General features: G+C 48.1%; 22 protein-coding genes. 13 read left to right on the top strand and 9 right to left on the bottom strand.

Annotation, left to right across the window (positions count from 1 at the left end; all coding sequences use genetic code 11):
* The first annotated feature begins 10 nt into the window (after positions 1-10).
* From CDA54_RS02605 to CDA54_RS02595, 3 genes are all read left to right on the top strand, one after another.
* Positions 11-1,606: a M28 family metallopeptidase gene (locus CDA54_RS02605; RefSeq protein WP_099033445.1), complete on the top strand. Its 1,596-nt coding sequence runs from the start codon at positions 11-13 to the stop codon at positions 1,604-1,606.
* A 174-nt stretch (positions 1,607-1,780) separates the two neighbouring features.
* Positions 1,781-2,935: a tetratricopeptide repeat protein gene (locus tag CDA54_RS02600; protein WP_180237091.1), complete on the top strand. Its 1,155-nt coding sequence runs from the start codon at positions 1,781-1,783 to the stop codon at positions 2,933-2,935.
* A 13-nt stretch (positions 2,936-2,948) separates the two neighbouring features.
* Entirely contained in the window at positions 2,949-3,446 is a 498-nt protein-coding gene (locus CDA54_RS02595; RefSeq protein ID WP_099033443.1) for a M28 family metallopeptidase, read from the top strand.
* On the opposite strand, the gene CDA54_RS02590 is transcribed toward CDA54_RS02595, so the two are convergent.
* Positions 3,437-4,381 (bottom strand): phospholipase A, encoded by a 945-nt coding sequence (locus CDA54_RS02590; protein ID WP_099033609.1) that lies wholly within the window; start codon positions 4,379-4,381, stop codon positions 3,437-3,439. The two genes, CDA54_RS02595 and CDA54_RS02590, sit on opposite strands and share 10 nt — an antisense overlap.
* 371 nt (positions 4,382-4,752) lie before the next feature.
* Here CDA54_RS02590 and glnK point away from each other — a divergent pair, with 371 nt between their 5' ends.
* The 4 genes from glnK (at position 4,753) to CDA54_RS02570 (ending at position 9,175) form a co-directional block, all read left to right on the top strand.
* A complete protein-coding gene (glnK, locus tag CDA54_RS02585) occupies positions 4,753-5,091 on the top strand; it encodes a P-II family nitrogen regulator (RefSeq protein WP_099033442.1) in 339 nt (112 codons plus the stop codon).
* An 18-nt stretch (positions 5,092-5,109) separates the two neighbouring features.
* Positions 5,110-6,378, top strand: a complete 1,269-nt coding sequence (locus CDA54_RS02580; RefSeq protein WP_099033441.1) for an ammonium transporter — start codon at positions 5,110-5,112, stop codon at positions 6,376-6,378.
* 175 nt (positions 6,379-6,553) lie between these two features.
* Positions 6,554-8,242, top strand: a complete 1,689-nt coding sequence (ggt, locus tag CDA54_RS02575) for a gamma-glutamyltransferase (protein ID WP_099033440.1) — start codon at positions 6,554-6,556, stop codon at positions 8,240-8,242.
* A gap of 15 nt (positions 8,243-8,257) precedes the next feature.
* On the top strand, positions 8,258-9,175 hold the full coding sequence (locus tag CDA54_RS02570; RefSeq protein WP_099033439.1) for a Dyp-type peroxidase: 918 nt from the start codon (positions 8,258-8,260) through the stop codon (positions 9,173-9,175).
* A 71-nt stretch (positions 9,176-9,246) separates the two neighbouring features.
* On the opposite strand, the gene CDA54_RS02565 is transcribed toward CDA54_RS02570, so the two are convergent.
* The 6 genes from CDA54_RS02565 to CDA54_RS02540 all read right to left on the bottom strand — a co-directional run bounded on the left by CDA54_RS02565 (position 9,247) and on the right by CDA54_RS02540 (position 15,519).
* A complete protein-coding gene (locus tag CDA54_RS02565) occupies positions 9,247-10,869 on the bottom strand; it encodes an alkaline phosphatase family protein (protein ID WP_099033438.1) in 1,623 nt (540 codons plus the stop codon).
* Positions 10,870-10,881: 12 nt separating this feature from the next.
* A complete protein-coding gene (locus tag CDA54_RS02560) occupies positions 10,882-11,721 on the bottom strand; it encodes an isopenicillin N synthase family dioxygenase (RefSeq protein ID WP_099033437.1) in 840 nt (279 codons plus the stop codon).
* A 19-nt stretch (positions 11,722-11,740) separates the two neighbouring features.
* Complete coding sequence (locus tag CDA54_RS02555; protein WP_099033436.1) at positions 11,741-12,949, bottom strand: NupC/NupG family nucleoside CNT transporter; 1,209 nt, start codon at positions 12,947-12,949, stop codon at positions 11,741-11,743.
* A 37-nt stretch (positions 12,950-12,986) separates the two neighbouring features.
* Positions 12,987-13,619: a uridine kinase gene (gene udk / locus CDA54_RS02550; protein ID WP_099033435.1), complete on the bottom strand. Its 633-nt coding sequence runs from the start codon at positions 13,617-13,619 to the stop codon at positions 12,987-12,989.
* A gap of 162 nt (positions 13,620-13,781) precedes the next feature.
* Positions 13,782-14,744, bottom strand: coding sequence for a hypothetical protein (locus CDA54_RS02545; protein WP_099033434.1), 963 nt, complete (start codon positions 14,742-14,744; stop codon positions 13,782-13,784).
* Complete coding sequence (locus tag CDA54_RS02540; protein WP_143452248.1) at positions 14,734-15,519, bottom strand: type 2 periplasmic-binding domain-containing protein; 786 nt, start codon at positions 15,517-15,519, stop codon at positions 14,734-14,736. The genes CDA54_RS02545 and CDA54_RS02540 overlap by 11 nt, the downstream gene beginning before the upstream one ends.
* Positions 15,520-15,912: 393 nt before the next feature.
* On the opposite strand from CDA54_RS02540, the gene CDA54_RS02535 reads away from it, so the two are divergent.
* Together CDA54_RS02535 and CDA54_RS02530 are read left to right on the top strand one after the other, a co-directional pair.
* Entirely contained in the window at positions 15,913-18,933 is a 3,021-nt protein-coding gene (locus tag CDA54_RS02535; RefSeq protein ID WP_099033432.1) for a TonB-dependent receptor, read from the top strand.
* 80 nt (positions 18,934-19,013) lie between these two features.
* Positions 19,014-20,180 (top strand): endonuclease/exonuclease/phosphatase family protein, encoded by a 1,167-nt coding sequence (locus CDA54_RS02530; RefSeq protein WP_099033431.1) that lies wholly within the window; start codon positions 19,014-19,016, stop codon positions 20,178-20,180.
* 100 nt (positions 20,181-20,280) lie between these two features.
* Here the strand turns inward: CDA54_RS02530 and argR are convergent, their stop codons facing one another.
* Positions 20,281-20,742: a transcriptional regulator ArgR gene (gene argR / locus CDA54_RS02525; protein ID WP_099033430.1), complete on the bottom strand. Its 462-nt coding sequence runs from the start codon at positions 20,740-20,742 to the stop codon at positions 20,281-20,283.
* 280 nt (positions 20,743-21,022) lie between these two features.
* On the opposite strand from argR, the gene mdh reads away from it, so the two are divergent.
* The gene (gene mdh, locus CDA54_RS02520) at positions 21,023-21,958 is read left to right on the top strand and encodes a malate dehydrogenase (protein ID WP_099033429.1); all 936 of its coding nucleotides are present in this window, start codon (positions 21,023-21,025) and stop codon (positions 21,956-21,958) included.
* 235 nt (positions 21,959-22,193) lie between these two features.
* Entirely contained in the window at positions 22,194-23,189 is a 996-nt protein-coding gene (locus tag CDA54_RS02515; protein ID WP_099033608.1) for a Gfo/Idh/MocA family protein, read from the top strand.
* A gap of 70 nt (positions 23,190-23,259) precedes the next feature.
* Here CDA54_RS02515 and ispB read toward each other — a convergent pair whose 3' ends face one another.
* Complete coding sequence (ispB, locus tag CDA54_RS02510; protein ID WP_099033428.1) at positions 23,260-24,231, bottom strand: octaprenyl diphosphate synthase; 972 nt, start codon at positions 24,229-24,231, stop codon at positions 23,260-23,262.
* A 269-nt stretch (positions 24,232-24,500) separates the two neighbouring features.
* Here ispB and rplU point away from each other — a divergent pair, with 269 nt between their 5' ends.
* Together rplU and rpmA are read left to right on the top strand one after the other, a co-directional pair.
* Complete coding sequence (gene rplU / locus CDA54_RS02505) at positions 24,501-24,812, top strand: 50S ribosomal protein L21 (protein ID WP_062476617.1); 312 nt, start codon at positions 24,501-24,503, stop codon at positions 24,810-24,812.
* A 15-nt stretch (positions 24,813-24,827) separates the two neighbouring features.
* Positions 24,828-25,085: a 50S ribosomal protein L27 gene (rpmA, locus tag CDA54_RS02500; protein WP_099033427.1), complete on the top strand. Its 258-nt coding sequence runs from the start codon at positions 24,828-24,830 to the stop codon at positions 25,083-25,085.
* Positions 25,086-25,089 lie beyond the last annotated feature (4 nt).

Raw genomic sequence — 25,089 nt, 5'->3', positions numbered from 1 at the left:
AGGAGTTTGTATGCGAGTGTTCGTAATCTTTATGGCAATGCTGATGTTGTCTGGGGCAGCTTTTGCAGCCGACAAAGCGGTGAGTTTTTCACAACAGTCCTATAAAAACTATGTGAAAACACTCGCCTCTGACGAGTTTGAAGGGCGGGGCCCGATGACTCAGGGAGAAGAAAAAACCATCAGTTATCTGGTTGAGGAGCTGAAAAAGCTCGGAGTGCAGCCTGGCTACCATGGTGATTTTATCCAGACCGTTCCTATGGCCAGCATCGCAGCCTCTCAGGATATGCAGCTGAAAATTGGTGATCTGAGTTTTGAGCCAGGAACAGATTTTGTGTCACGAACTCAGAAAATGACCAAGCGTACTGAGTTGAATGATTCCGAAGTTATATTCGTTGGCTATGGAATTGATGCCCCGGAGTATGGCTGGCACGACTACGCTGACATGGATGTTAAAGGCAAGACCCTGATCATGCTGGTAAATGACCCGGGCTATGCAACCCAGGATGAGTCTGTATTTCGCGGCAACGCGATGACGTACTATGGTCGTTGGACGTATAAATACGAAGAAGCCATCCGCCGCGGCGCCAGTGGGGTCTTTATTGTGCATGAAACCGGAGCAGCGGGTTATCCCTGGAGCGTGGTGGAATCGGGTGCTACTGGTACTAAATATATGCTGGTTGACGAAAGCGGTAACGCCGATGAGCTCGAGGCAATGGGCTGGATGCAGACCCACACCGCAGAAAAGATTTTTGCCAGCCAGGACCTGGATTTTCAGCAACTCAAAGCCGATGCGGCCAACCCCGGCTTTAAGCCTGTATCCTTGGGCGTCAATGCGAACTTACGTACTATCCACTGGAATAAAATGGGGGAGAGTCATAACGTAGTCGGTGTTCTTCCCGGTACCAGTCAAAAAGATGAATATGTGTTGCTGACAGCCCATTGGGATGCGTTTGGCAAAAAGGTCGGCGTTAAGGGAGACAACATCTTTAACGGTGCGGTGGATAATGCATCTGGTGTGGCGGGTGTTCTGGAGCTGGCAAGAATGCTGAGCGAACGGGACAAACCTCTTAAACGTTCTGTGTTACTGGCTTTTTTTACTGCTGAGGAAACCGGCTTGTTGGGTGCGTTTGCTTTTGCTCAGCACCCCCCGGTGCCGACCCACCAGATGGTTGGCTTGTTTAATATCGATAGTATGAATCTGGCCGGCGCCACCGATTATGTGCTCAAGTATGGTGACGGGCTTCAGGAGCTGGAAAGCTGGCTGCAACAAGCGGCGGCGGCTCAGGGACGGCGGGTAAAACCTGATAGCAATCCGCAAAATGGGTTGTTTTTCCGCTCTGATCATTTCGCTCTGGCGCAACAAGGTGTACCGGGTTTACTGTTTATGGATCTCGGCGACAGTGACCCGGATTATATTGCCAATCGCTACCACAAACCCGCCGATGAGTATCTCGAAAGCTGGCAATATAGCGGGGTGAAAAATGATCTCCACCTAATCTACTCATTGGTGGAGAAGCTGGGTAACTCTGATGCCTGGCCAGGCTGGAAAGAGGGCGCGGAATTTAAACAGATCCGCGACGCTGATCTGTCTCAGTCTGGGGAGTAGTCCACTCTTCGTTGGAACCCGGCGCTCTGAGCGTCGGTTTGTTGCTGTTTCAGGTTACAACGTTTTTTTAATGTGTTTATCTGAAGTTACAGTATTACGTGACGAAATGGGTTGTGAGAGCAGCATAAGCAAACTAAATTTAGTATCAGGGCTGTAATGATGCTGAGGTTTGCAATGCAAAAGTGGATGATTCCGGCGGTGCTTTTGAGTCTGATATTATCGGGCTGTGCAAGCCAGACACAACAGGTTGTGGTCAATCCGCAGACTCATTTAGCCGATGAGCTTTTTGACGGCTACCAGAATATTGAGATTGAGCCGGAAGCGGAGGTGTTCGGGTTAAGTCTGGCAATGCGCAGCTTTGTTGATAAGCAGATTCTGCGCATAGATGATCCCAAAGCACGTATTCGCAGTCTGATAAAAGGCATTTTCGATCGATCGCATATGAATTTGCTTTATGACAGCCGCGCTAATACTACTGCCGCACAAACCTTCGAAAATGGTATTGCCAACTGTCTGTCGATGTCCATCATGACCTATGCTATGGCAGATTATGCCAATTTGGATGTCAGGTTTCAGGACGTGGATATTCCTGAGTTCTGGACCTTTGCTCAGGGCTATAGCATGCTCAATGGGCACATTAACCTGAAGATACTTCCCCGTAACGAACACAACACCACGTATATCCGCAAAGGGGGCCTGGAAGTCGACTTTGATCCTCAGGGATACCGTGTCAAATTTCCTACAGAGGAGATCGATAAGCAGCTTATTCTGGCCATGTTTTACAATAATAAGGCTGCCGACTATCTGGTCGATGAGGATTACCCCGCAGCCTATGCTTATTTGCGTGCAGCGGCAGTTACTGCCCCTGAACTCAGCGAAATATGGGTTAATATGGGTGTGTTGTACAGGCTCAACGGTGAACTGCAACGGGCGGAGCAGGCCTATCAACAGGCTATTACACTGAATGCCAGCCAGACCGCTCAGGAGAATCTGGCCCATCTGTACAATTTAACTGGCCGGCACCAGATGGCCGAGGAGATACTTGCACGGATTGAACGTCGTCGTCTTAGCAACCCTTTCTATCATTATTTACTCGCCGAGCAGGCTTTTGAACAGGCGCACTGGCGCCAGGCCATCGATTCTTATCGCAGAGCACTGGCGCTGGATAAAAGCAAACATGAGTTTTATTACGGACTGGCGAAGACTTATTATCAAATGGGTGACTTATCTGCTACTGAGCGATATCTGAAAATGGCTAAGCGTCGCTCTTTATTCCATCAGGACGAACAGCGCTATCAGAGCAAACTGAATCTGCTGACCCGTATCTAGTGCCAGGGTTGATGTGAAAATACCTCTGCACCATTCGGTGATTTTTCTGGCCACAGATGCTGAAGAGCTCGGTCTGTATGGTGCCAAAGCCTTTGTTGATACACCAGTGGTACCGCTGGACAAGATCCGGCTGAACATGAATCTGGATATGCTTGGCATTGGCGACCGTCGAAACCGACTGTATATCGGCGGAGACATAGACGGCGTAATATCCGAGGCTATCGCTGCGATAGAAACAACGGCCTCTTTTCAGGTTGTAGGGCGTTTCCCCCGCCAACCCCGAGGGTTTGGCTCCGCTCGCAGAATCAATTATCGCAACGCCAGCGACCACGGGGTTTTTGCCAGACATGGCATCGACTTTTTATTTTTTACCACAGGGGATCATGCTTACTATCACACAGAAGGTGATCGCTTTGAACAACTGAACCTGGCGTTGTTTGGTCAGGCGACAGAAGCAATCTGGTCCCTGTTAAAGCATATTGACGGCAGCAACCTCAGGGTTCAGAAATAAGCCAGCTGTATCCCAAGGCTGATGCGCTGCTGATGGCGGTTATAATCGATAAGTGAGTCACCGTAGCCATTAAAATACTGCAATAACACTTCATAGCGGTCATTGATCGGGTAGCTCAGGTTGATCTCGGCACTGCCTTTGTTATCACTGGTTTTAAGGTTATTTCTGAACAGTGTTACCAGATTGAAATTGCCGAGTCGGGTGCCGTAGCCCAGCTCAAAATGGCCAAGATAATGAGTAATATCCGGGTTGTCGTCGCCATTGGGATCCAGTGGGTCGTCTTTCTCATCCTCCTTGAACCGATACCAGGCTTTAAGATAATAAAAGGAGGTTTCGTCACTGAACAGCAGGGAACCGTAGAGCCTGTTCCAGCTTCTTGAACGTAACTGATTCTGGCCATTAGACTGATGGTTTATACCAACCTGTGCCATATTAAAGCGATAGCCGAGAATCTTCAGTTTGGTTTCAAAGGTATAAAAGACTTCAGGTTCATAATTGGTTTCTCTGAAAGGCTTGGAGATTTCACTGTTGTAGACCTGCCACAAAGACATCGCCGTAAAACCAAAATACAAGCCTTCTGTGCTTTGAGCCTTGTCGACCAGATGAATCGGCATCTTAACGCTGATCTGGAATTTGGCTTCGACGTTATCGATATTGCCCTCGCCAAAGCTTTCTCCGGTTAACTGATTCGGATTGCTCTGATAACTAACCGGCAGCAGATAGTTGAGCTTGTGCTGAGTGAAGCTGTAGGGGTTAGTCTGGCTACTGACATCTGCCCGAATACGCCTTTCAACCAGGTTTTTATCGTCTTCTGTGACGCGCTCAACAAGGGGAAAGGTCAGTTCGCTTTCAGCTTCTTCCTGCTCCTGCTGTGCCGCCGCGCTCTGGACCCACACCATGAGCGTCGCCAAAGCTGACATTATCATCCACTTCATTTTCATTACTGCCTTAACCTTCGCCTGATGAGAGAGGATTCTACCCCAGCGCGGCGATCATACCCAAATAACTTCAATGCAGATGTTTCATTGTCTACGGGATACAAAGTGAAAAACACCGGAATTAGCACTTTGGTTCATTGATGCAGGACATGACAATCTGACCTCCACCGGAATGCCAGGTTATTACAATTTTCTGCTTGCACTAAATTGGTGAGTTCTGGCCACGAAGCCCTGAAATAGTGCGTTATGATTCTTCAAAACTCCCAGAAATAAAATTAACTTTCTGTTTTTAAAGAATAATTTATTGTGGCACGGCGCTTGTTTAGCTCTTGATGTTAAAACACCAATAATCAATCAGGAGCAACAAGATGAAATTAGTCAGTGCCATCATCAAGCCCTTTAAGCTTGACGATGTTCGTGAAGCGATTTCAGAGATCGGCATAGACGGTCTGACCGTTACCGAAGTCAAAGGCTTTGGTCGTCAGAAGGGCCATACTGAACTCTATCGCGGTGCCGAATATCAGGTAGATTTTCTCCCCAAAGTCAAACTGGAAATTGCCGTTCAGGATGATCACCTCGACAGGCTGGTGGAAGCCATAGTCGGGGCTGCCAAAACCGGAAAAATAGGAGATGGCAAAGTCTTTGTCTTCGATTTGCAGCATGCGGTGCGCATACGTACCGGCGAAACTGATAACGACGCTATTTAATAGCAGGAGGAGAGAATAATGGAACAAGCATTTCATTTGCAATATGCACTGGATACCTTTTACTTCCTGATCTGCGGGGCTTTGGTCATGTGGATGGCCGCGGGTTTTTCAATGCTCGAAGCCGGCTTGGTAAGAGCCAAGAATACCACCGAAATTCTGACTAAAAACATCGCTCTGTATGCGATCGCCTGCATCATGTACATGGTCTGTGGTTACGCGGTTATGTATGACGGTGGGATATTCCTGGCGGGTATTGAAAGCGTTGACGTAGACGCTACCTTAGGTGAGTTTGCTGCCCGCGAAGATGGTTTTACCGGTGGTGCAGTTTATTCTGCAGCTTCTGACTTCTTCTTTCAGGTGGTTTTCGTCGCAACGGCGATGTCAATTGTCTCCGGTGCCGTAGCGGAGCGTATGAAACTGTGGGCATTTCTGGCCTTTGCCGTCGTGATGACAGGTGTTATCTATCCGCTGGAAGGCAGCTGGACCTGGGGCGGGCAGGATGTGTTCGGTCTGTATAACCTCGGTGATCTTGGCTTTTCTGACTTCGCTGGATCCGGCATTGTGCATATGGCCGGTGCTGCAGCAGCTTTAGCCGGGGTGCTGTTATTGGGTGCCCGTAAAGGGAAATACACTAAAGACGGTAAAATTAACGCGATACCTGGCGCTAATCTGCCCATGGCTACGTTGGGAACCTTTATTCTGTGGATGGGCTGGTTCGGCTTTAATGGCGGCTCGGTGCTGAAGCTGGGTGATATTGCTAATGCCAATTCTGTGGCCATGGTGTTTCTCAACACCAATGCCGCCGCAGCCGGTGGCGCCGTAGCTGCGCTGATTCTGGCGCGCATATTGTTTAACAAAGCGGATCTGACCATGGCTTTAAACGGTGCCCTGGCAGGACTGGTAGCGATTACCGCTGAACCGTCCACACCTACCGCTCTGGAGGCGACACTGTTCGGTGCCATTGGTGGTTTGATTGTAGTGGGGTCGATTGTGGCCTTAGACAAACTCAAAATAGACGATCCAGTGGGTGCTATTTCAGTACACGGTACTGTAGGTTTGTTTGGCTTGTTGATAGTACCTCTGACGAATTCAGGTGCGACGTTCAGTGGCCAGATAATCGGTGCTGTGACAATTTTTGCCTGGGTCTTTATCGCCAGTCTGGTGGTCTGGGGTGTGCTTAAAGCCGCCATGGGTATTCGGGTCAGCGAAGAAGACGAATACCAGGGACTGGATGTTGTGGACTGCGGGCTGGAAGCCTATCCGGATTTTACAGGCTCACGTAAGTAATTGACCTGGTAAGTGATTATGAGCGGGCCTGTTATCTAACAGGCCCGTTTTTTATTGGCAATAAACAATTCTCAGGTCCCAGTCGTTGAACATTGGCTATTAACAGATTTATCCTTTACTCTCCGGTAATTCAGTGCAATTAGTACTGTTCAGAATTTATTTCAGGAAGCCCATTATGTTTAGTGTATCGCGACTATTACTCGTCTTTTGTATGATCGCACCCGCTGCGATCGCCTACGACCGAATTACTGGTCTGCCTTTTGCCACACGTTCCGAAGTGATCGCGCAAAATGGCATGGCGGCTACCAGTCAACCCCTTGCAACACAAGTCGCACTGGAAGTGCTGAAAAAAGGTGGTAATGCTATTGATGCGGCGATTGCGGCCAATGCAATGCTGGGATTGGTTGAGCCTACAGGTAATGGTATTGGCGGGGATCTCTTTGCCATTGTCTGGGATGCTGAAACGAAGAAGTTATATGGGCTGAACGCCTCGGGACGCTCACCAGAATCGTTGACGCTAGAGCACTTTAAACAACAGGGTATGACAAAGATCCCTTCCCATGGGCCCTTGCCGGTATCGGTTCCTGGGGCTGTTGATGGCTGGTTTGAATTACATGGAAAATTTGGCAGCCTGCCGATGACTGAAATCCTGGCACCGAGCATCGACTATGCCAAAAAAGGTTTTCCGGTGTCAGAACTGATTGCCTATTATATGCAACGTAGCGTGCCTATTCTGAGCCAGTTTCCCGGCTTTAAAGAAACGTATATGCCCAATGGTCGTGCGCCACGCAAGGGTGAGGTATTTAAGAACCCAAATCTGGCCTCGACCTATGAAAAGATTGCTACCGGCGGTCGGGATGCATTTTATAAAGGGGATATAGCCCGCATTATTGCGTCATATATGAAAGAGCAGGGGGGCTTTCTTAGTGAAGAGGACCTGGCCGCTCATACCTCGGACTGGGTTGAACCTGTGTCCACTAACTACCGTGGATACGATCTGTGGGAACTGCCACCCAATGGGCAGGGTATCGCCGCGCTGCAGATTCTTAATATCCTTGAGGGATATGACATTGCGGATATGGGCTTTGGCTCGGCCGAATATATCCATACCTTTGTGGAAGCCAAGAAACTGGCGTTTGAAGACCGGGCAAAATATTATGCCGACCCTGATTTTAACCAGATCCCGGTGGATTGGCTGATCTCTAAAGACTATGCAGAAAAGCGCCGCAAACTTATCGATCCTGACAGAGCCGCCAAGCGCTATGACGCGGGCATTAACCATGGTGATACGATTTACCTGACCACGGCAGATGCACAGGGCAATATGGTGTCACTGATTCAGAGTAATTATCGTGGCATGGGCTCCGGCATGACCCCAACGGGCCTTGGCTTTATTCTTCAGGACAGGGGCGAGATGTTTTCCCTGAAGGAAGGCCACTTTAATCAGTATGAACCCGGTAAACGGCCTTTTCATACAATCATTCCGGCTTTCGTGACCCGTAATGGTAAGCCCTGGCTTAGTTATGGCGTGATGGGAGGGGCCACTCAACCCCAGATGCATGCACAGATACTGATTAATCTGATTGATTTTGGTATGAACCTTCAGGAAGCAGGCGACGCACCCAGAATTCTGCATTCCGGCTCTAGTCAGCCAACTGATGAGGTAATGAAGGACGGTGGCTATGTGAGTCTGGAAAGCGGTATCCCTCAACTGGAGCGCCGTAAACTGGTACAGATGGGCCATACTCTCACTGATGTGTCAGGGGCATTTGGCGGTTACCAGGCGATCATGTGGGATGCCGAAAATAAGGTGTACTATGGTGCTTCAGAAAGCCGTAAAGACGGTCATGCAGCGGGTTATTGAGGTACATCAAGATCTATGTCACAGCCACAAAAAGGAGTTTGTGCAGAGCCCAGTCTGCACGCCATCTATCTGCTATTTAATGTGATCGATGAGGATAGCGCCAGCATCAGAGAAAAGCTGGCGCAGATTCTGAATATTTTCGAATATTATGATGAAGAGCATTATGAAGCCATGGTTTCGGGAATGGTTGCTATTGGCAGCAATTACTGGCTGGAACTCTACCCGGGCCTTATTCCGGTTGAACTGGCACCGTTCCCCGATTTACGCTGTGAAGATCGCCATGCTCCGGCCGAGCCGAGTGATATATTTGTTCAAATCCGTGCCGATCGGGCGGATATCTGCCATTTGATGGGCATGGAAGTGTGTGACCTTCTCAGAGAGCAAACGGAGCTGGTTGAGCAGGTAAAGGGATTTCGGTGTCTGGAAGGACGCGACTTAACGGGGTTTGTTACCGATGCGGACAACCCCAAAGGTATGAAGAAGCTGAACGTGGCGATAGTCGGTGATGATGATCCGGACTTTGCAGGTGGTAGCTATGTACACGTGCAGCGCTATCGTCATGATTTGCTGAAATGGAAGCAACTGGATCTGGCTCGCCAGGAAATGATAATAGGCCGCAGCAAAGGTGACAACCGGCGTCTGAGTGACTCGCAGATAGCAGCCTTCTCTCATGCCGCCCGAACCGGGCACCCGTCCGTTGCCGGTAATATGCTGTTTCATAGCATGCCCTATGGCGATATGCAGACCCAGGGGCTGATGCTGGTATGTTGTTGCAGCAGCGCTAAACCTTTTGTGTCTTGTCTCACAAGCATGATATTCGGTGACCAGGACGGCAATTATGACAAGTGGCTGGATTATACCAATGCCGAATCAGGCGCCGCCTTTTTCGCACCATCTGTGCAGTTTCTTAAGCGACATGCCAGCGATTTATAAGGCACAAAGAGACATTTTCAGCGCAGAGACACAGAGGGCGCGAAGTCAGACAAGTTTGCAGCTATCAGCTTTCAGCGTTCAAACACTTCCTGCAGCACCTTACCAGTCGCTTTATCGGGCTGGCTGATGCCCAGCAGCGCTGAGAGTGTAATCGCCAGATCTTCAGGGGAAACCTGCCGGGTAACGGTGCGTACAGGGACCTGCCAACCTGCAAAGTGCAAAGGAACATGGGTATCATACCGGTAGGGCGAGCCATGAGTGGCTGCCGCATAGTTTCCGGACATGGCTGAGGATTGCTGCACAATCACCACATCACCGCTACGCTGTGGGACAAATGCGTTCTGTACCTTTGCGGCGACAGGATCAAAAGACAGATCTTTTGACATGAGCTCATCACGGGTAAAAGTACGGCCAACACCCGGCACATCTGCCGCAAGGTCAGCGAGTTTTCGTTGTGCGGCGTTCACATCAATACGTTGTTCTTCCAGCTGTTGATAGTCCAGGTAGACAGATGGCAGCTGAACAGCCTTAATGAGCTGTGCATCGACTTTGAAATACTCACTCAATGCAGCGTTCAGCTGCTTTATTTGTGAACTCATATCGCCGCGAAATGCACGAAAACCAAGGGATTTTTTATACTCCGGAATAGCATCTACGCCGTGATCGGCCGACAGTGCGATAAGCACATTTTCCAGGCCTACCTTGTCATCCAGAAAAGAGAACAGTTCAGCGAGGGTGCGGTCCAGACGGATAAGGTTGTCTTCTGCCTCCAGGCTATTGGGGCCGAACATATGGCCCACATAGTCAGGCACTGAGAAACTTATCGCCAGGTAATCGGTGAACTCCCCCTGACCTAACTGATGCTCGTTGACGAGCATCCTGGCAAAGTCAGCGGTGAGCTCATTACCATAGGGGGTATAAGTGAGCATGCTGTAATAAAGTTTATCAGCCTTATCCGGTAACTGGTGGGGAAAGCCCTGATTAAATCCTTTAGGAGGGATCTGAAAGGCACGATTAGCCCGGCTGTTGGTGTATTGTTTTTCTGGCAGACTGAGTGCCCAGGGTTCATCCAAAAAGCGGTTCTTTAAACCGGACTGATTAAAACGTTGTGCATAGTCAGGCAGTTGCTCAAAGTAGAAACTGCTGCTGATCATATTACCGCTGCTTTTATCATACCAAAAAGACTTACCGTGTTGCCCGCCCGTTAATACGGCGCCACGATCCTTGATGGAAACGGAGAATATTTTCGCTTTTCCCTGGCTGGCCAGATAGAGCTCATCAGAAAAGGTCGAAGCCATCAGGTTGGCTGGCGAAGAACTGTATCCTTCAGCCCCGAGTAAATGGGTTGATTCGTCGGCCACACAATACACCCGCTCGCCTGTTTTGCCGTCGGCCCAGTTATTGGCTGCAATACCATGCTGCGAAGGTAATGCGCCGGTAGCCAGTGTGGCATGCCCGACTGCAGTCAGTGTGGTGTTGTGGCGGTAATGGGCATTCAGATACGCCGTCCCCTGGTTCAGAAACTGATTAAACCCGGTCTGTTCAGGCGCTTTAACAAAATTCTCCTGATAGCGGCTGAGCATATCACCCCGCAGCTGATCCACAGTGATCTGCAGCACAAGTTTTGGCTGTGCCAGCGCGGTTGTACTGAGGGCTACAAAGCCAATCAGTAAGGCAAAGGATCTTACGCTCATTCTCAGTTTCTCCTATATGACGCCCAGTTCGCGCAGCCGTTCTTTCAGGTAGCTGTCGGCGGTATGTCGATCAGACAACACGACCTCCGGGCGGGGATGTAAAAACAATGGTAAGGAAATACGCGATCGACTTTGATCGGCTCCTTGGGGGTTGATGACTCTGTGTGTGGTGGAAGGGAAGTAACCGTCCGAGGCTTCCTGCAACATATCGCCGATATTCACGATCAGGTTGCCAAAATCACAGGGCACATCCATCCATTCACCTGTTTTACCTTTAACCTGTAAACCTGGCTCATTGGCGGCCGGTAGTATGGTCAGTAAATTGATATCTTCATGGGCTGCCGCCCTTATCGCGCCCAACTCTTCGCTGCCTGTCAGAGGCGGGTAATGTAACAGCCTCAGCAGTGTCTGCTGGCTGTTCTCAACCATCTGCGAAAGAGGTTCACGATAGTGGCAGGAAACGCTATCAGGGGAATATTTCTCTACCCAGCCCAACAGCTCGGCAGCAAAGTTTGTCGTCTGGGTGTAGTAACTTTCCAGCTGTTGTTTGAGGCTATCAGGACATCTCCCCCAGGGGTAATAATGAAAATACTCTTTAATGTCTTTGGTTTTATGGCCTTTGGCCACCTCAGAAACGGTCGGCGGAAAGTAGCCGTCCTGTGTCTCTTTGTCATAGAGAAAATCATGCTTCTGTGGGCTGTTAAAAAATGCCTGACCGGCCTGGTAGATCTCATCAACCTTCTGTTGTTCGATCGGATGGTTCTTTAACACTCCAAAACCTGTCTGGTGTAATGACTCTACAAAAGCCTGGGCGGCATTGTCGGCGTGATAATCTATGGCTATGAGTTTCATATGGGGCTCACCTAATCAATTACAGGAAGATAAAAAAGCCGGCGATGGCGGCACTCATCAGGTTTGCCAGTGAAGCGGCAAATACCGCCCTTAAGCCCAACTCAGCAATTTCATGGCGGCGGCTCGGTGCCATACTGCCCAAACCACCCAGGAGTATGGCGATGGAGCTTAAATTGGCAAAGCCACACAGGGCAAAGGTTACAATCGCCTGAGTGCCTTCACTCAGCTGGTCTTTATAGTTTACAAAATCCAGATAGGCGACAAACTCATTGACCACAATCTTCTGACCAATAAAACTGCCGGCGCGCAGGGCTTCATCCCAGGGTACGCCGATTATGAATGCCAGTGGCTGAAAAACGTAGCCGAGAATAATTTGCAGGGTCAGATCTCCTGCACCAAACCAGCCTCCGACCCATCCAATCAGACCGTTTAACAGGGCAATCAGGCCCACAAAAGCGAGCAACATTGCACCAACATTGAGTGCCAGCTTGAGACCACTGGCGGCACCGCTGGCGGCGGCATCGATCACATTGACACTCTTTTCTTCCGGTTCGCTCAGCTCCTCAACATCGTTCTTAGGGGTTTCGGTTTCCGGAAGAATTAATTTTGCCATCATCAACCCCCCGGGTGCAGCCATAAAGCTTGCGGCAATAAGATATTTGAGCTCTACGCCCAGCCCGGCGTAGCCAGCCAGCACGGAGCCTGCCACTGAGGCCAGGCCACCCACCATCACGGCAAATAATTCTGAACGGGTCATGGTGGGAATAAAGGGCCGGACAACCAGAGGGGCTTCGGTCTGGCCGACGAAAATATTAGCGGTGGCAGACATGGACTCAGGGCGACTGGTTTTTAACAGCCAGCGAACCGCTCCGCCAATCAGGCGTATCACCCAACCCATAATCCCCAGATAGTAGAGCACCGCGATAAAGGAGGAGAAAAACACGATGATGGGGAGTACGTGTACGGCGAACATAAAGCCGAATTTCATCTCGCCCATGTCACCGAACAGAAAGCTGATCCCTGCTTTGGCAAAGCCGATGACCTGCGAAACGGTCTCGGCCATAGACAACAACATGTCTTTACCAAAGGGAATATAGAGTACCAGTGCACCCAGTGACAATTGCAGCGCAAACGCGCCGAGTACGGTACGCCAGTTTATGGCTTTTCTGTTCACAGAGAGCAAAAAGCCCAGAGCAAAAAGCGTCAGTATGCCAAGCAAACTAATCATGTGTTATTCCCATTATTATTTTAATTATCACAGTATTCTAATTTTCCCAGTGCAGTGCCTGTTGTATATGGGATTTGAGCACATCCAGTGCAATGCGATTCTTGCCGCCCTGGGTGACCACCACATCCGCGGTAAAGCGGCTGGGTGCGACAAATTGGTGGTACATGGGCTTGACGGTGGATTCATATTGCTCAGTCACTGACTGCAGAGTCCGGCCGCGTTCCTGTACATCCCGGGTTATACGCCTGAGCAGGCAGATATCCAGCGGGGTATCAATAAATACCTTGATGTCAAACAAGGGTAATAACTCAGGGCTGGCAAGCAGCATAATGCCTTCGACAATAATCACTGAGGCGGGCTCAAGTGTCTGTGTTTCTGCCAGTCGCGTATGTGTATTAAAGGAATACTGGGGATACTCAATGCTTTTCCCGGCTTTAAGATCAAGCAGGTGCTCAATCAGTAGCTCATGTTCAAAAGCATTGGGATGGTCGTAATTAGTTTTAAGCCGTTCTTCCATGGTCATATGAGACTGATCACGGTAATAGTGATCCTCACAGAGCACCAGGATGTTCATGCCTGAGTCCAGTATTTCAGTGATCAGCGTCTGGGTAAAAAGCGACTTACCTGAGCCTGAGCCCCCTGAAATGGCGATGATACTGGTGTTTGACATGGTGACACGATTGGCTGTTGGTGATTGAGGCAAGATTACCAGCCAATGTGTTAAAAGTCAGTGACAGGGGGCTTTTTAACCTCAATTAATCTTACGTAAACTTATCTGCAATTATTACGTTAAGGTTACCGGCCGTTTCAGGCAGAAATCCTTTTAGCGGAGCTATTTACCAATAAACTCCAGATCTGCAGGTTGCAATTGTTCCAGCGCATAATTGTGCAGCTTCGATCGCGAACCTTCTCCCTGAGCCTTCGGTGGATAGAAAGGCATTTTTTGTTCCGGAGCGTCGGCAAAAACCTCATCCAGAGCGGCGCGGATTTCACTCAGCATCTTATCCAGGTTACTGCTGAAGTCCGGACGTTTACGAATGGTGTGCCCTAAATCAATCAGCCGGTAAAAATAGCGATTTGCCAGTTCAAGTAACTCATCAGGAACATTCTTGTTGTGATTCAGTGCCGGCGCATCATTACTCAGGCAATAATCGACCAGGGCAATGTAAAAACAGAAGGGTTTATTGGAAAGTTGTACCTGTGTGTTATTCGTATTATTACAAAATGAGCGGTTATGCAGATTAATAATCAGCCTGGGTGGCTCGGCTTCAGGCTCATCGGGCAAATTTTCTGCAATGCAGGCCCGACTTCTGGCAGCCTGATACTGGTAAAGGGCCAGCGTCATCAGTATCGCTGCCAACAACGGCAATACAGACAGGCTGTTGCTAATGGCATAGGGCAGAGCCAGGAGTGACAATCTGAAGTCTTGTGCCGGAGCATCAAGCCGGTAGTCAATCGTTGTGCCCTGACTCTCATTAATCTCTGCTTCAATTCCCTGTAGCGCAATGATTCTGACCGGTAGCTGACTTTCCCGGGCCTGGCTGTTCAGGCGTTGCAGATACGCTTTCACACTGCCTTTATCAGCAACAGATTTCATAATGTCATTGGGGAGTTGTAACCACGGCAGATCCAGCGCGATACGCTTTTCTAATGCCGTTACAGACAAACTCACATGACGATGATGAATGTTTTTCGCTGAGAGAAAGTACACAAGCTGAAATATCAGAAAAAAGGCGATCAGGGGCAAAGCCCATCTGGCTTTGGTGTGGTGAGCTTTGAGCAGGTTATTCAACATGACAGCTGGGCTCTGTGGTAAGGCGACTAAAGTAACTGGAATTCTGGTTTTTGGCGATATCAATCAGAGTTTGCTGTACCGCGCAGAACAGATCGATATTGTTGGTATCCATTTTGAGATACCACTTGGTGCCACTTACAGCTTGTTCAATGGGCGTAATATAATTTTTTGACAGAATGGCCTGATCACTCTCACGCCAGAATGAAGAAATGATATCCACCTGATCCGAAGTCAGCAGATTACGCAATTCGGTATGAGAGTTCGCATACGTAATCTGCATGTTATCCAGCGGCAGATTCAGGGACTTGAATAACTGTATAGGAATAATGTGGCCTGAACGGCTGGTCGGGTAGTCCAGCAGCCCCAGCCTCTTGCCGATGAGATACTCTTTGGAGATTACCGGTTTTTCGCGCATGGCGATTAAATAGGCTGAGTAATCCGGGTAGGCTGCGACCATTTTGTAGCCATAGGTTGTCTCCCCCTGAACAGCTTCAAGTAAGTTTTCCTTGACCAGGGCTAAATCTGCCACCCCTTTACCGACAAACTGCAGTACCTGCGCCTCACTATGACTCCAGAACGCTTTGACGCTGCCGAATTGTTTACCTACAACGCTATTTGCACATAAAGCCCGGGAAAGGTTCCGGGCCACTGACTCGGTGTTGATAAACAGAATTAATGCACTTGAATTACCGTTCTGTTCCGTACTACATTCGGTATGGCGCTGAATAACAGGTGAGAATTCGGGTGGTGCGCTCAGATGTAGAGCTTGTGCCACTAGCCACACTATGCTGCAAAGGAGCAACGCCAGGAAAATCAGTGAAGTTTTTGACCAGGTCAAGCCAGGGTGCAGCATAAAAGGTCTAACCAGATAAGTAATGCTAAACATTTGAACAGTTAACTTTACTTGTTTCAATAAGTAATATTACCCATATTTAGTAAGTTATTGATTTGGAAGAAATATGAACAAGAAGTTATGAATCTTTATGAGGCCTTTCTATTTTCCCCTGACAGAGGAGAATTTGTAACTGAAATCTGAAGGAGTGGATGATTTCTGTACAAGGTGTGAGAGTGCTGTTAACTGGCGGTACAGCACTCGAAGCGACATGAATTTGCAATAAACTCCAACTAAACTCTGTTTGCACATAAAAACTGAAACTAGGAAAACACAATGTTGATAAAATCCAAGCTAAATCGCGTAGCGCTCGCGGTAGCCATGACTGTAGGGCTGTCCGCAGGTGTTGTGGCGCAGGAAACCTCATCAGGTATGACTGGTAACATCGTCGGGCCAAATGGCAACCCGGCATCAGGTACTATGGTGAAAGTCACTCACGTACCTACAGGTGCGGTTAAAACAGTTGTAGTTAATTCTGCTGGGGCTTTTAACCTGGATGGTCTTCGGGTTGGCGGACCGTATAAAATTGAGTTGGATTCAGATAGTTTTGCTGATCAGAGTATCGAAGGGGTTTACTTAAGTTTGGGTGAAACCGCATCGATTAATCGTACTCTGGAACCTGCAGATAATATTGAAACAATATCAGTGACTGCGTCTCAGGTTGCCAGTTTATCTTTTGGTAAGAACGGTCCATCTGCCAACTTTGACCTTACGACATTAGAAAATGCCCCGGCCATCAACCGAGACATTAATGATATCGTCAGAATTGATCCCCGTGTCTATGTCAACGAAGGGGGGAGTGGTGGAATTCAGTGTGTGGGTAAAAGCCCCCGGTTCAACAGCTTGACTGTTGATGGTGTACGGATGAATGATTTGTTTGGTCTCAACTCTAACGGTTATCCAACAGAAAGAATGCCATTTTCTTTTGATGCGATTGAAGGGGTTTCTGTGCAAATTGCGCCGTTCGATGTTATCTACGGCGGCTTCTCAGCATGTAATATCAGTGCAGTCAGTAAAACAGGGACAAACGAAGTTCATGGAACCGCTTTCTATGATTATGGTAGTAATGATCTGAAAGGTGATTCTTTAGAAGGCGACGACATTAATATTGGTGATTACACAGAGAAACGTTATGGTTTCACCATCGGTGCACCAATTATTAAAGACACATTATTTATATTTGCTGCTTACGAAAAGTTAGATGGTGCTAATTTGTTTGACCGCGGAGTCGCTGGTTCAGGTGCAGTGAATGAAATTGCTCTTACCCAGGCTCAACTAGATGACATCATACGTATTTCTAATGATTTATATAAGTTTGATCCAGGCTCAGTTCCTTCAAGTCTTGCAAATGAAGATGAAAAACTGTTAGTTAAATTAGACTGGAATATTAACGAACAACATCGTGCATCTTTGACGTATAACTACAATGATGGAAATAACTTTTCTCAATCAGATGGTGATTCTGATGAGTTTGAGTTGTCTAGTCATTTGTACGAACGTGGCGCAGAAATGTCGTCATACTCAGCGGTACTTTATTCTGACTGGACAGATAAACTCTCTACCGAAGTGCGTGTTGCTTATACTGATCTCGATAATCGTCAAAACTCATTAACAGGTGACGGCACGTTAGGCGGTAATGATTTTGGCGAGATTAAACTCTTTTTAGATGACATGACGGTTTATTTGGGGTCAGACGATAGTCGTCAAGTCAATGACCTTGATTGGGATGCGTTGAGTATGATGTTCCGCGGTAATTATTACCTTGATAACGGCCATACTCTTACCTTCGGTTACGAAAGTGACACCCTGGATGTATTTAATATCTTTGTGCAACATGCTGAAACGTCACTTTCTTTCGATAGTATTGCAGACTTCGAAAGTGGTTACGCCAGCGATATTGAGTATGGTAATGCTTATTCAGGTGATATTAACGACAGGGCAGCAGAGTGGGGATACACATCTCATAGTACATATATTCAGGATGAGTTTTACCTGACAGATGATTTAAAGGTCATTGCCGGCTTACGCTACGATTGGATAACGTCATCTGATTACCCTGAAGAGAATGCAGAGTTTCTTGCACAGAATGGCTACAGCAATTCTGCCAACTTAGATGGCGTCAGTTTGCTGCAACCTCGTATTGGTCTTAATTATACCTTAAGCGACAACACCGAGTTGCGCGGTGGTATTGGCTTGTTCTCAGGTGGTAACCCTAATGTATGGATGTCAAATAACTACTCTGGTACCAATGTATCAGGGGGAGAAGTTGATGGCGAAGATTTTGGTTACCACGATGGCAGTCGTAGCGTGTTTGATGATGATGTTGTCTGGGTAAATGTTGAAGATGGTGCACCTGTTGGGCCTGGGTATGGTGTTCCGTCAGAACTTGATGCATTAATGGATAGTGGCGAAGCTGGGAATTTTGAATCCAATAATCTGGACCCAGATTTTGACATGCCAAGTGAATGGAAAGTATCAGCGGGTATCACCCACGTAACCGATACCGATTATGTTCTCAATGCAGATTTATTAGTGACGTTTACCCAAGACCAGGCGATGATCAAGTACGTTGGTATAGAAGAAGTCGGCTTTAACGACGAAGGCTATATTGACTACGACAGGAATGGCTATGGTTCTTTTGAGTTAACCAATTCTGGCGAAGTGTCTACGTCTTATTCATTAACGGGAACGATGGAAAAATCCTGGGATAATGGCTTGCGTCTGGTCGCCGGTTATTCCTATAACCATGCTGAAGATGTACAACCCATGACCAGCTCGGTTGCATACTCTAACTACCAATACAGAGCCTTCACTAATCCGAATGAAGATGTTTCGTCATTGTCGGATTGGAATATTGAGCACCGTTTTACTGCAGACTTTAGTTATGTAGTAGAGCTAATCTCTGGATTAGATACACGCTTTAATCTGTATGCATTAACTCAATCGGGTCGTCCTTACAGCTTCGTTCGTACGGATGGTAATAGTGTGTTTGGTTACACGCCTTACTTAGGTAGCGATAACGTACTGCCTATTGGTGTAGACCGTAATAGTGAAGAAAGTGGCTGGTGGACGAAAGTTGATATCGCGGTAAGGCAAGAAATTCCTGCGTTTACTGAAGACCACTCTGCATCAATTAGTTTAACGATTGATAATCTTACCAACTTGATCAGTGATGACTGGGGGGTTTTAAAGGAAGTCTCTTTCAATACTGCGCGTTTAGGTGATACGTCACCAGAAAGTCGTCAAGGTGATGCGTCTTTATGGGAAATGCGTTTAGGCATTAACTATAAGTTCTAGTCTGTATTTAATCGGACATATTAGAAGCCGGCTGCTTGCAGTCGGCTTTTTTCTGTTCGATTAAGTCTTAAGGGTTAATAATGAAAAACCTGATATTACTATTTATTTTAATGATAGGAGGTGCGTCAGCTATGGAAATCCGCGTAGCCACCTTTAACGTAAGCATGGAGGCAGAGAATTATGTGCCCCGAGGCACGCACGTTTCCGGCGAGGAGATGTTTGCTCACCTGGCTACTGGAGAGCATCCGCAGATTGGTAATATCGCGGAGATTATTCAGCGTGTCCGGCCGGATATATTGCTGCTGAATGAATTTGACTACCATCCCGATGCTCAAAAAGGCATCCAGGCCTTTGTGAAACATTACCTGAACCAGCCACAATCTGGCGCTGAGGCGATTGATTATCCGTATTTTTATATTGCGCCGGTGAATACCGGGGTGGATTCCGGCCATGATTTAGATGGCGATGGCGTGGCCTCTGGTAGCGGCGGCGATGCCTTTGGTTTTGGGCTCTATCCGGGCCAGTATGGTATGGCATTGTTAAGCCGTTTTCCGATCCTCAAAGACGATGTGCGCACCTTTCAGCGGTTTTTATGGAAAGATATGCCAGACAACCTGATGACGACGGTGATGGATGATCAGGGGAAGCCCTGGTTTTCAGAACAGGCACAACAGGTTCTGCGGCTTTCTTCTAAATCCCACTGGGATGTACCCATTGATGTGGGTGGCAAGCGGGTGCATATTCTTGCCAGCCACCCGACACCGCCGGTATTTGACGGGCCTGAAAACCGCAATGGCAAACGAAATCATGATGAAATCCGGTTTTGGGTAGATTATTTAAGCAGCGACAATAAAGCCGCTTATATCTACGATGACAAAGGTACTAAAGGCGGCTTTAAGGGAGAGCGTTTTGTGATTCTGGGCGATCTTAATGCTTCACAAACCGAGGGTGACGCTTTTAAACAGCCCATAGTAAACCTGCTGACTCATCCTGAGGTTCACGGCAGTTTTGTACCCAGAAGTGAGGGAGGTGCACTGCACAGCCCGCAAAACCCTCTGGGTGCGATGCATACCGCCGCATGGCGTATGCGCCCTGATTATGTATTGCCTTCACAACACGGCTGGAAAATTAAAGAGGGCGGCGTATTCTGGCCAACACAGAGTGATACTTTGTACCGCTTGATTAAAGATCGTAATGCGTCGTCCGATCACCGGTTAGTATGGTTGGATCTGGCGATGGCCGAATGATGAATGATGAATGATGAGAAAATGTTGTTATATTAGTGTGTTATGTCAAGATTTTTCAGCACTCAGCACTCAGCACTCAGCACTCAGCACTCAGCACTAATTAGACATTCTCAAATAACGTCTCCACCCGCTTGCGGGTTTCTTCTATGCGATTGATATCAGCCGGTGCGATAAAAATGGTGTCATCACCGGCAATAGTACCCAATACACCATCTGCTTTACCCAGTGAATCGAGCAGGCGTGCAATTAACTGGGCAGCCCCAGGACTGGTACGAATGATGACCATTACATTGTTGTGCACAATATCCAGCACCAGTTGTTTGAGCGGGCTTTTGGCTGTGGGCATACCCAGCTCCGGCGGCAGGCAGTAAACCATATCGCCGCGTGCATTGCGGGTGCGAACTGCGCCGAATTTGCTCAGCATTCTCGACACCTTGGACTGACTGATATTTTCAAAGCCCTGCTCTTTGAGTGCTTCGACTATCTCTCCTTGCGAGCCAAAGTTTTCTGCTTTGAGAAAGGTTTTGAAAGATTTTATCAGGTCGTCTTGTTTGGCTGTCATATTGAGTCCGCTGTTTACACAATTCGCATTATTATACTTACCTTAACCTGCTATACCATAGTCTTATGTCACTACAGACAACAGATATGGCGGGGCCACAGGCGAGTTGTCGCGCCTTATTTGGCTCCGCAGGAACCGCTTGTACTTGCTAAGGCGACCGTCAGACAGTAGACTTTGCCGGCATATTTATTCAATTACTGCTGCCCGTCGAAAGGCCTCTTTTTGCTACGGGTAGCGCAAGCTGATGCTCAGCAATGATTACCATTCACAGGAGAAAATCATGAAAGTAGCGGTTCTAGGTGCTGCTGGTGGAATTGGCCAGGCCTTATCTTTATTGCTTAAAACCCAGTTACCAGCGGGCTCGGCCTTATCTTTGTACGATGTTGCCCCTGTCGTGCCAGGTGTGGCTGTTGATCTGAGTCACATTCCTACTGATGTAAAAGTACAGGGCTTTGGTAAAGACGATCTGGCTGATGCACTCAAAGGTGCAGATATTGTGCTGATTCCGGCAGGTGTGCCCCGTAAACCGGGTATGGATCGTTCAGACCTGTTTAATATCAATGCTGGGATTGTGAAAAATCTGGTTGAAGCTGCCGCTGACAATTGTCCCGAAGCCTGTATTGGTGTGATTACTAACCCGGTAAATACAACGGTAGCTATTGCCGCCGAAGCCCTCAAAGCAAAAGGCGTATATAACAAGAACAAGTTGTTCGGTGTCACCACATTGGATGTGATCCGGGCCGAGACCTTTGTGGCAGAACTTAAAGGCCTGAACCCGGCCAATGTGCATGTGCCGGTCATCGGCGGTCACTCCGGTACTACTATTCTGCCATTGTTGTCACAGGTTGAAGGGGTGGAGTTCTCTGACGAAGAAATCGAAAGTCTGACGCACCGGATTCAGAATGCCGGTACCGAAGTGGTAGAAGCCAAAGCTGGCGGCGGCTCAGCAACACTTTCGATGGGGCAGGCGGCTGCCCGGTTCTGCCTTTCACTTGTGGCGGCGATGCGCGGTGAAAACGTAGTGGAATACACTTATGTTGAAACTAACTCTGATGATGCGCGCTTCTTCTCTCATCCGGTTCGTCTGTGTAAAGATGGTGTTGATGAAGTGCTGCCCTATGGCGAACTGAGTGACTTTGAAGAAAAAGCCAAGCAGGATATGCTGGAGGGGCTGCGTGGTGATATTACCCTTGGCGAAGAGTTTGTTAACGGCTGAAAAATGCGTTAATTCCAGTTAACAATAAACCGGCGAAAGCCGGTTTTTTTTGCCCTTGTGCCATTTGAGCCGATTCAGGAACTGGCGCGGGGTTTCAAACCCATAATTGTGGGCATGGGGCTTGAAGGTATAAGAATGTACCATGGAAGATAGAATAGCCGCCAGATTCAAAGTCGTAATGACCTGCTAACTGGCAGTATTAAAAAAACGGTTATTGGTAAAGAGGATAGGTATGGTGAGATTTGGCATTATTGGTACCAATGTAATTTCCGGGGGCTTTGTCCGTGCGGCGAAGAAGGTTCCTGAAGTCGCGTTGCATGCAGTTCATTCGAGGAAAACTCAAAGTGCTGAGCGTTTTATTGAAAGGCACCTTGATGGTGCGGAACCGGTGAAAATCTATACCGATATAGAGAGTCTCGCCCGGGATAAGGAGATTGATGCGGTATATGTTGCTTCACCAAATGCTCTGCATTGTGAGCAGGCGGTATTACTATTAAATGCTGGCAAGCATGTTCTGGGAGAAAAGCCCTCTGCTACCAATGTCTCCGAGCTTGAACGTATTTACGCTGCGGCCAGACAGAATCAACGCTGTTTTATGGAAGCGTTACTCACTACCCATATGCCTAACTACAAAGTGTTGAAAGAGCAGCTTCATCGTATTGGTGTACCCAGGAAATATATCGGGCAATATTGCCAGTATTCTTCAAGATACGATTTATACAAGCAAGGGCAATCGATCAATACGTTTATGCCTGAGTTTTCGAATGGTGCGTTAATGGATTTAGGCATTTATCCGCTAAGCCCGGTAATTGATTTGTGGGGAGTGCCAGACAAGATTCAGGCAAACAGTCTTTTTTTGGACTCCGGTGTTGATGGAGCAACAGACCTGCTGCTTGATTATGCAGACAAACAAGCCAGTATCAGTTGTTCGAAAATCTCCAACGGGCACAACATCACTGAAATTCAGGGGGAACTTGGCAGGATTGAAATAGACTTTGTCTCTTTCATAAAAAAGATTCGGTTGTATTTGAACGATGGAACGGTAGAGAACCTGGGTGTTGAACAGGATCTGGACATTATGCGATATGAAATCGAGCATTTTGTGCAGTTGATTAAGCGGGGAAGTATTGAATCAGATATCAACAGCTGGTCTTTCAGCCAGTCTGTTCTTTCGGTGATAGAACAAGCCAGAAAGCAGGTGGGTTTGGTGTATCCAGGCGATAACAGATGATCTTGCAGAGGCTATTATGCCCGGACTCTGCTCACCCAGGCGGAGCAGAATCCGCCTAATGCTGTGCCGGTTATGCATCCCGTTGCACAGACAGACGCGCGAGTGCTATTAACGCCTGTTTATATTCACTGTCGGCAACCTTTTCGATAGCGTCAATGGCCTGCTCGGAGGCCTGAATCGCTTTTTCGCGGGTATAGTCCAGCGCGCCGGTTTCTGTCATGGTCTGCAAGATGGGGGTAAGATCTGCCAGACCATCGCCTTTTTCTATGGCCCGGCGGATCATCGCGGCTTGCTCAGGGTTACCATGCCACATGGCGTAAAGCAGTGGCAATGTGGGTTTACCCTCTGCCAGATCATCACCGATGTTCTTACCGGTTTTATCACTGTCGGCGTCATAATCCAGCACATCATCGATAAGCTGAAAGGCGGTGCCCAGATAGCGTCCGTAGTCTTGCAAAGCCCTTTCTGTTGTAGAGTCCTGGTCTGTCAGTATCGCAGCGAGTTGGGTGGCTGCCTCGAATAAGCGAGCGGTTTTACTGTAAATCACCTGCATATAGCGTTGTTCACTAATCTGCGGATCATTACAGTTCATCAATTGCAATACTTCACCTTCGGCAATCACATTGGTGGCATCGGAGAGAATCTCCATTACCCGCATGCGTTCAAGGCTGACCATCATCTGAAAAGAACGGGTATACAGAAAATCACCCACCAACACACTGGCCTGATTGCCAAAAAGTTCATTGGCAGTCTCGCGCCCACGTCGCATAGTCGACTCATCCACTACATCGTCATGCAATAAGGTGGCGGTGTGGATAAATTCGATGATGGCAGCAAGGGTATGATGCTGACTGGTGTTTATGCCCATGGCTCTGGCACTGAGTACGCAAATCAGGGGGCGGATACGCTTGCCGCCGCTGTTGACGATATAAAAGCCCAACTGATTGATCAGTGCTACGTCAGAGCTGACCTGCTGCTGAATCAACTGGTTGACCGCCTGCATATCCTGCTCTGCCAGTTGGCGAATCTGCGCTATCTTCATCTGTTTTTGGCATGTCTGTTAGAGTCTGGCGGCATTCTTGCAGAAATCTGATTTCTGTTCCAGTACAGTGAGTAGAACCTGTAAATAATCTGGTTATAATAACAGGGGCTGAGGCGGTGATGGGGACTATACCAAAGGCCCCGTCATGCGGGGCGTGTGCCGGCGAAATAATTTGACAATAGCTCTTGCCCCGGTTGCGCACTTCACGTACAATTCGCGCCCTGTTTTAGAATTGTAGCGTCATGTAGACGCATAGAGCGGAGTTAAGTATGTACGCGGTTTTCCAAAGTGGTGGTAAACAACACCGTGTGGCTGAAGGCCAAACCGTTCGTCTTGAAAAGATTGAAGTCGCACCTGGCGAGTCTGTTGAATTTGACGATGTGTTAATGGTCAGCAACGGTGATGACATTAAGATTGGTACCCCATTTGTTAATGGCGGTAAAGTTAAGGCGGAAGTGGTTACTCATGGTCGTGGCGATAAGATCAAGATTGTTAAGTTCCGTCGTCGTAAGCATTCACGCACTCAGATGGGCCACCGCCAGTGGTTCACTGAAGTGAAGATTACCAGTATTAGCGCTTAAGAGGAGTACTGACAGATGGCACATAAAAAGGCGGGTGGTAGTACTCGTAATGGTCGCGATTCAGAAAGCAAACGTTTAGGTGTTAAGCGTTTTGGTGGTGAGTCGGTACTGGCCGGTAGCATTATTGTTCGTCAGCGTGGTACTAAGTTTCATGCTGGCAACAACGTAGGTTTGGGCAAGGATCACACCCTTTTCGCTCTTGAGAGCGGCAAAGTTCAGTTTGAAGTAAAAGGTCCCCAGAACCGCAAGTATGTGAGTATCGTTTCTGAGTAAACGG

This window comes from Lacimicrobium alkaliphilum (assembly GCF_002591895.1).
GTDB lineage: Bacteria > Pseudomonadota > Gammaproteobacteria > Enterobacterales > Alteromonadaceae > Lacimicrobium > Lacimicrobium alkaliphilum.
This window is presented reverse-complemented; position numbering and strand designations above follow the sequence as displayed.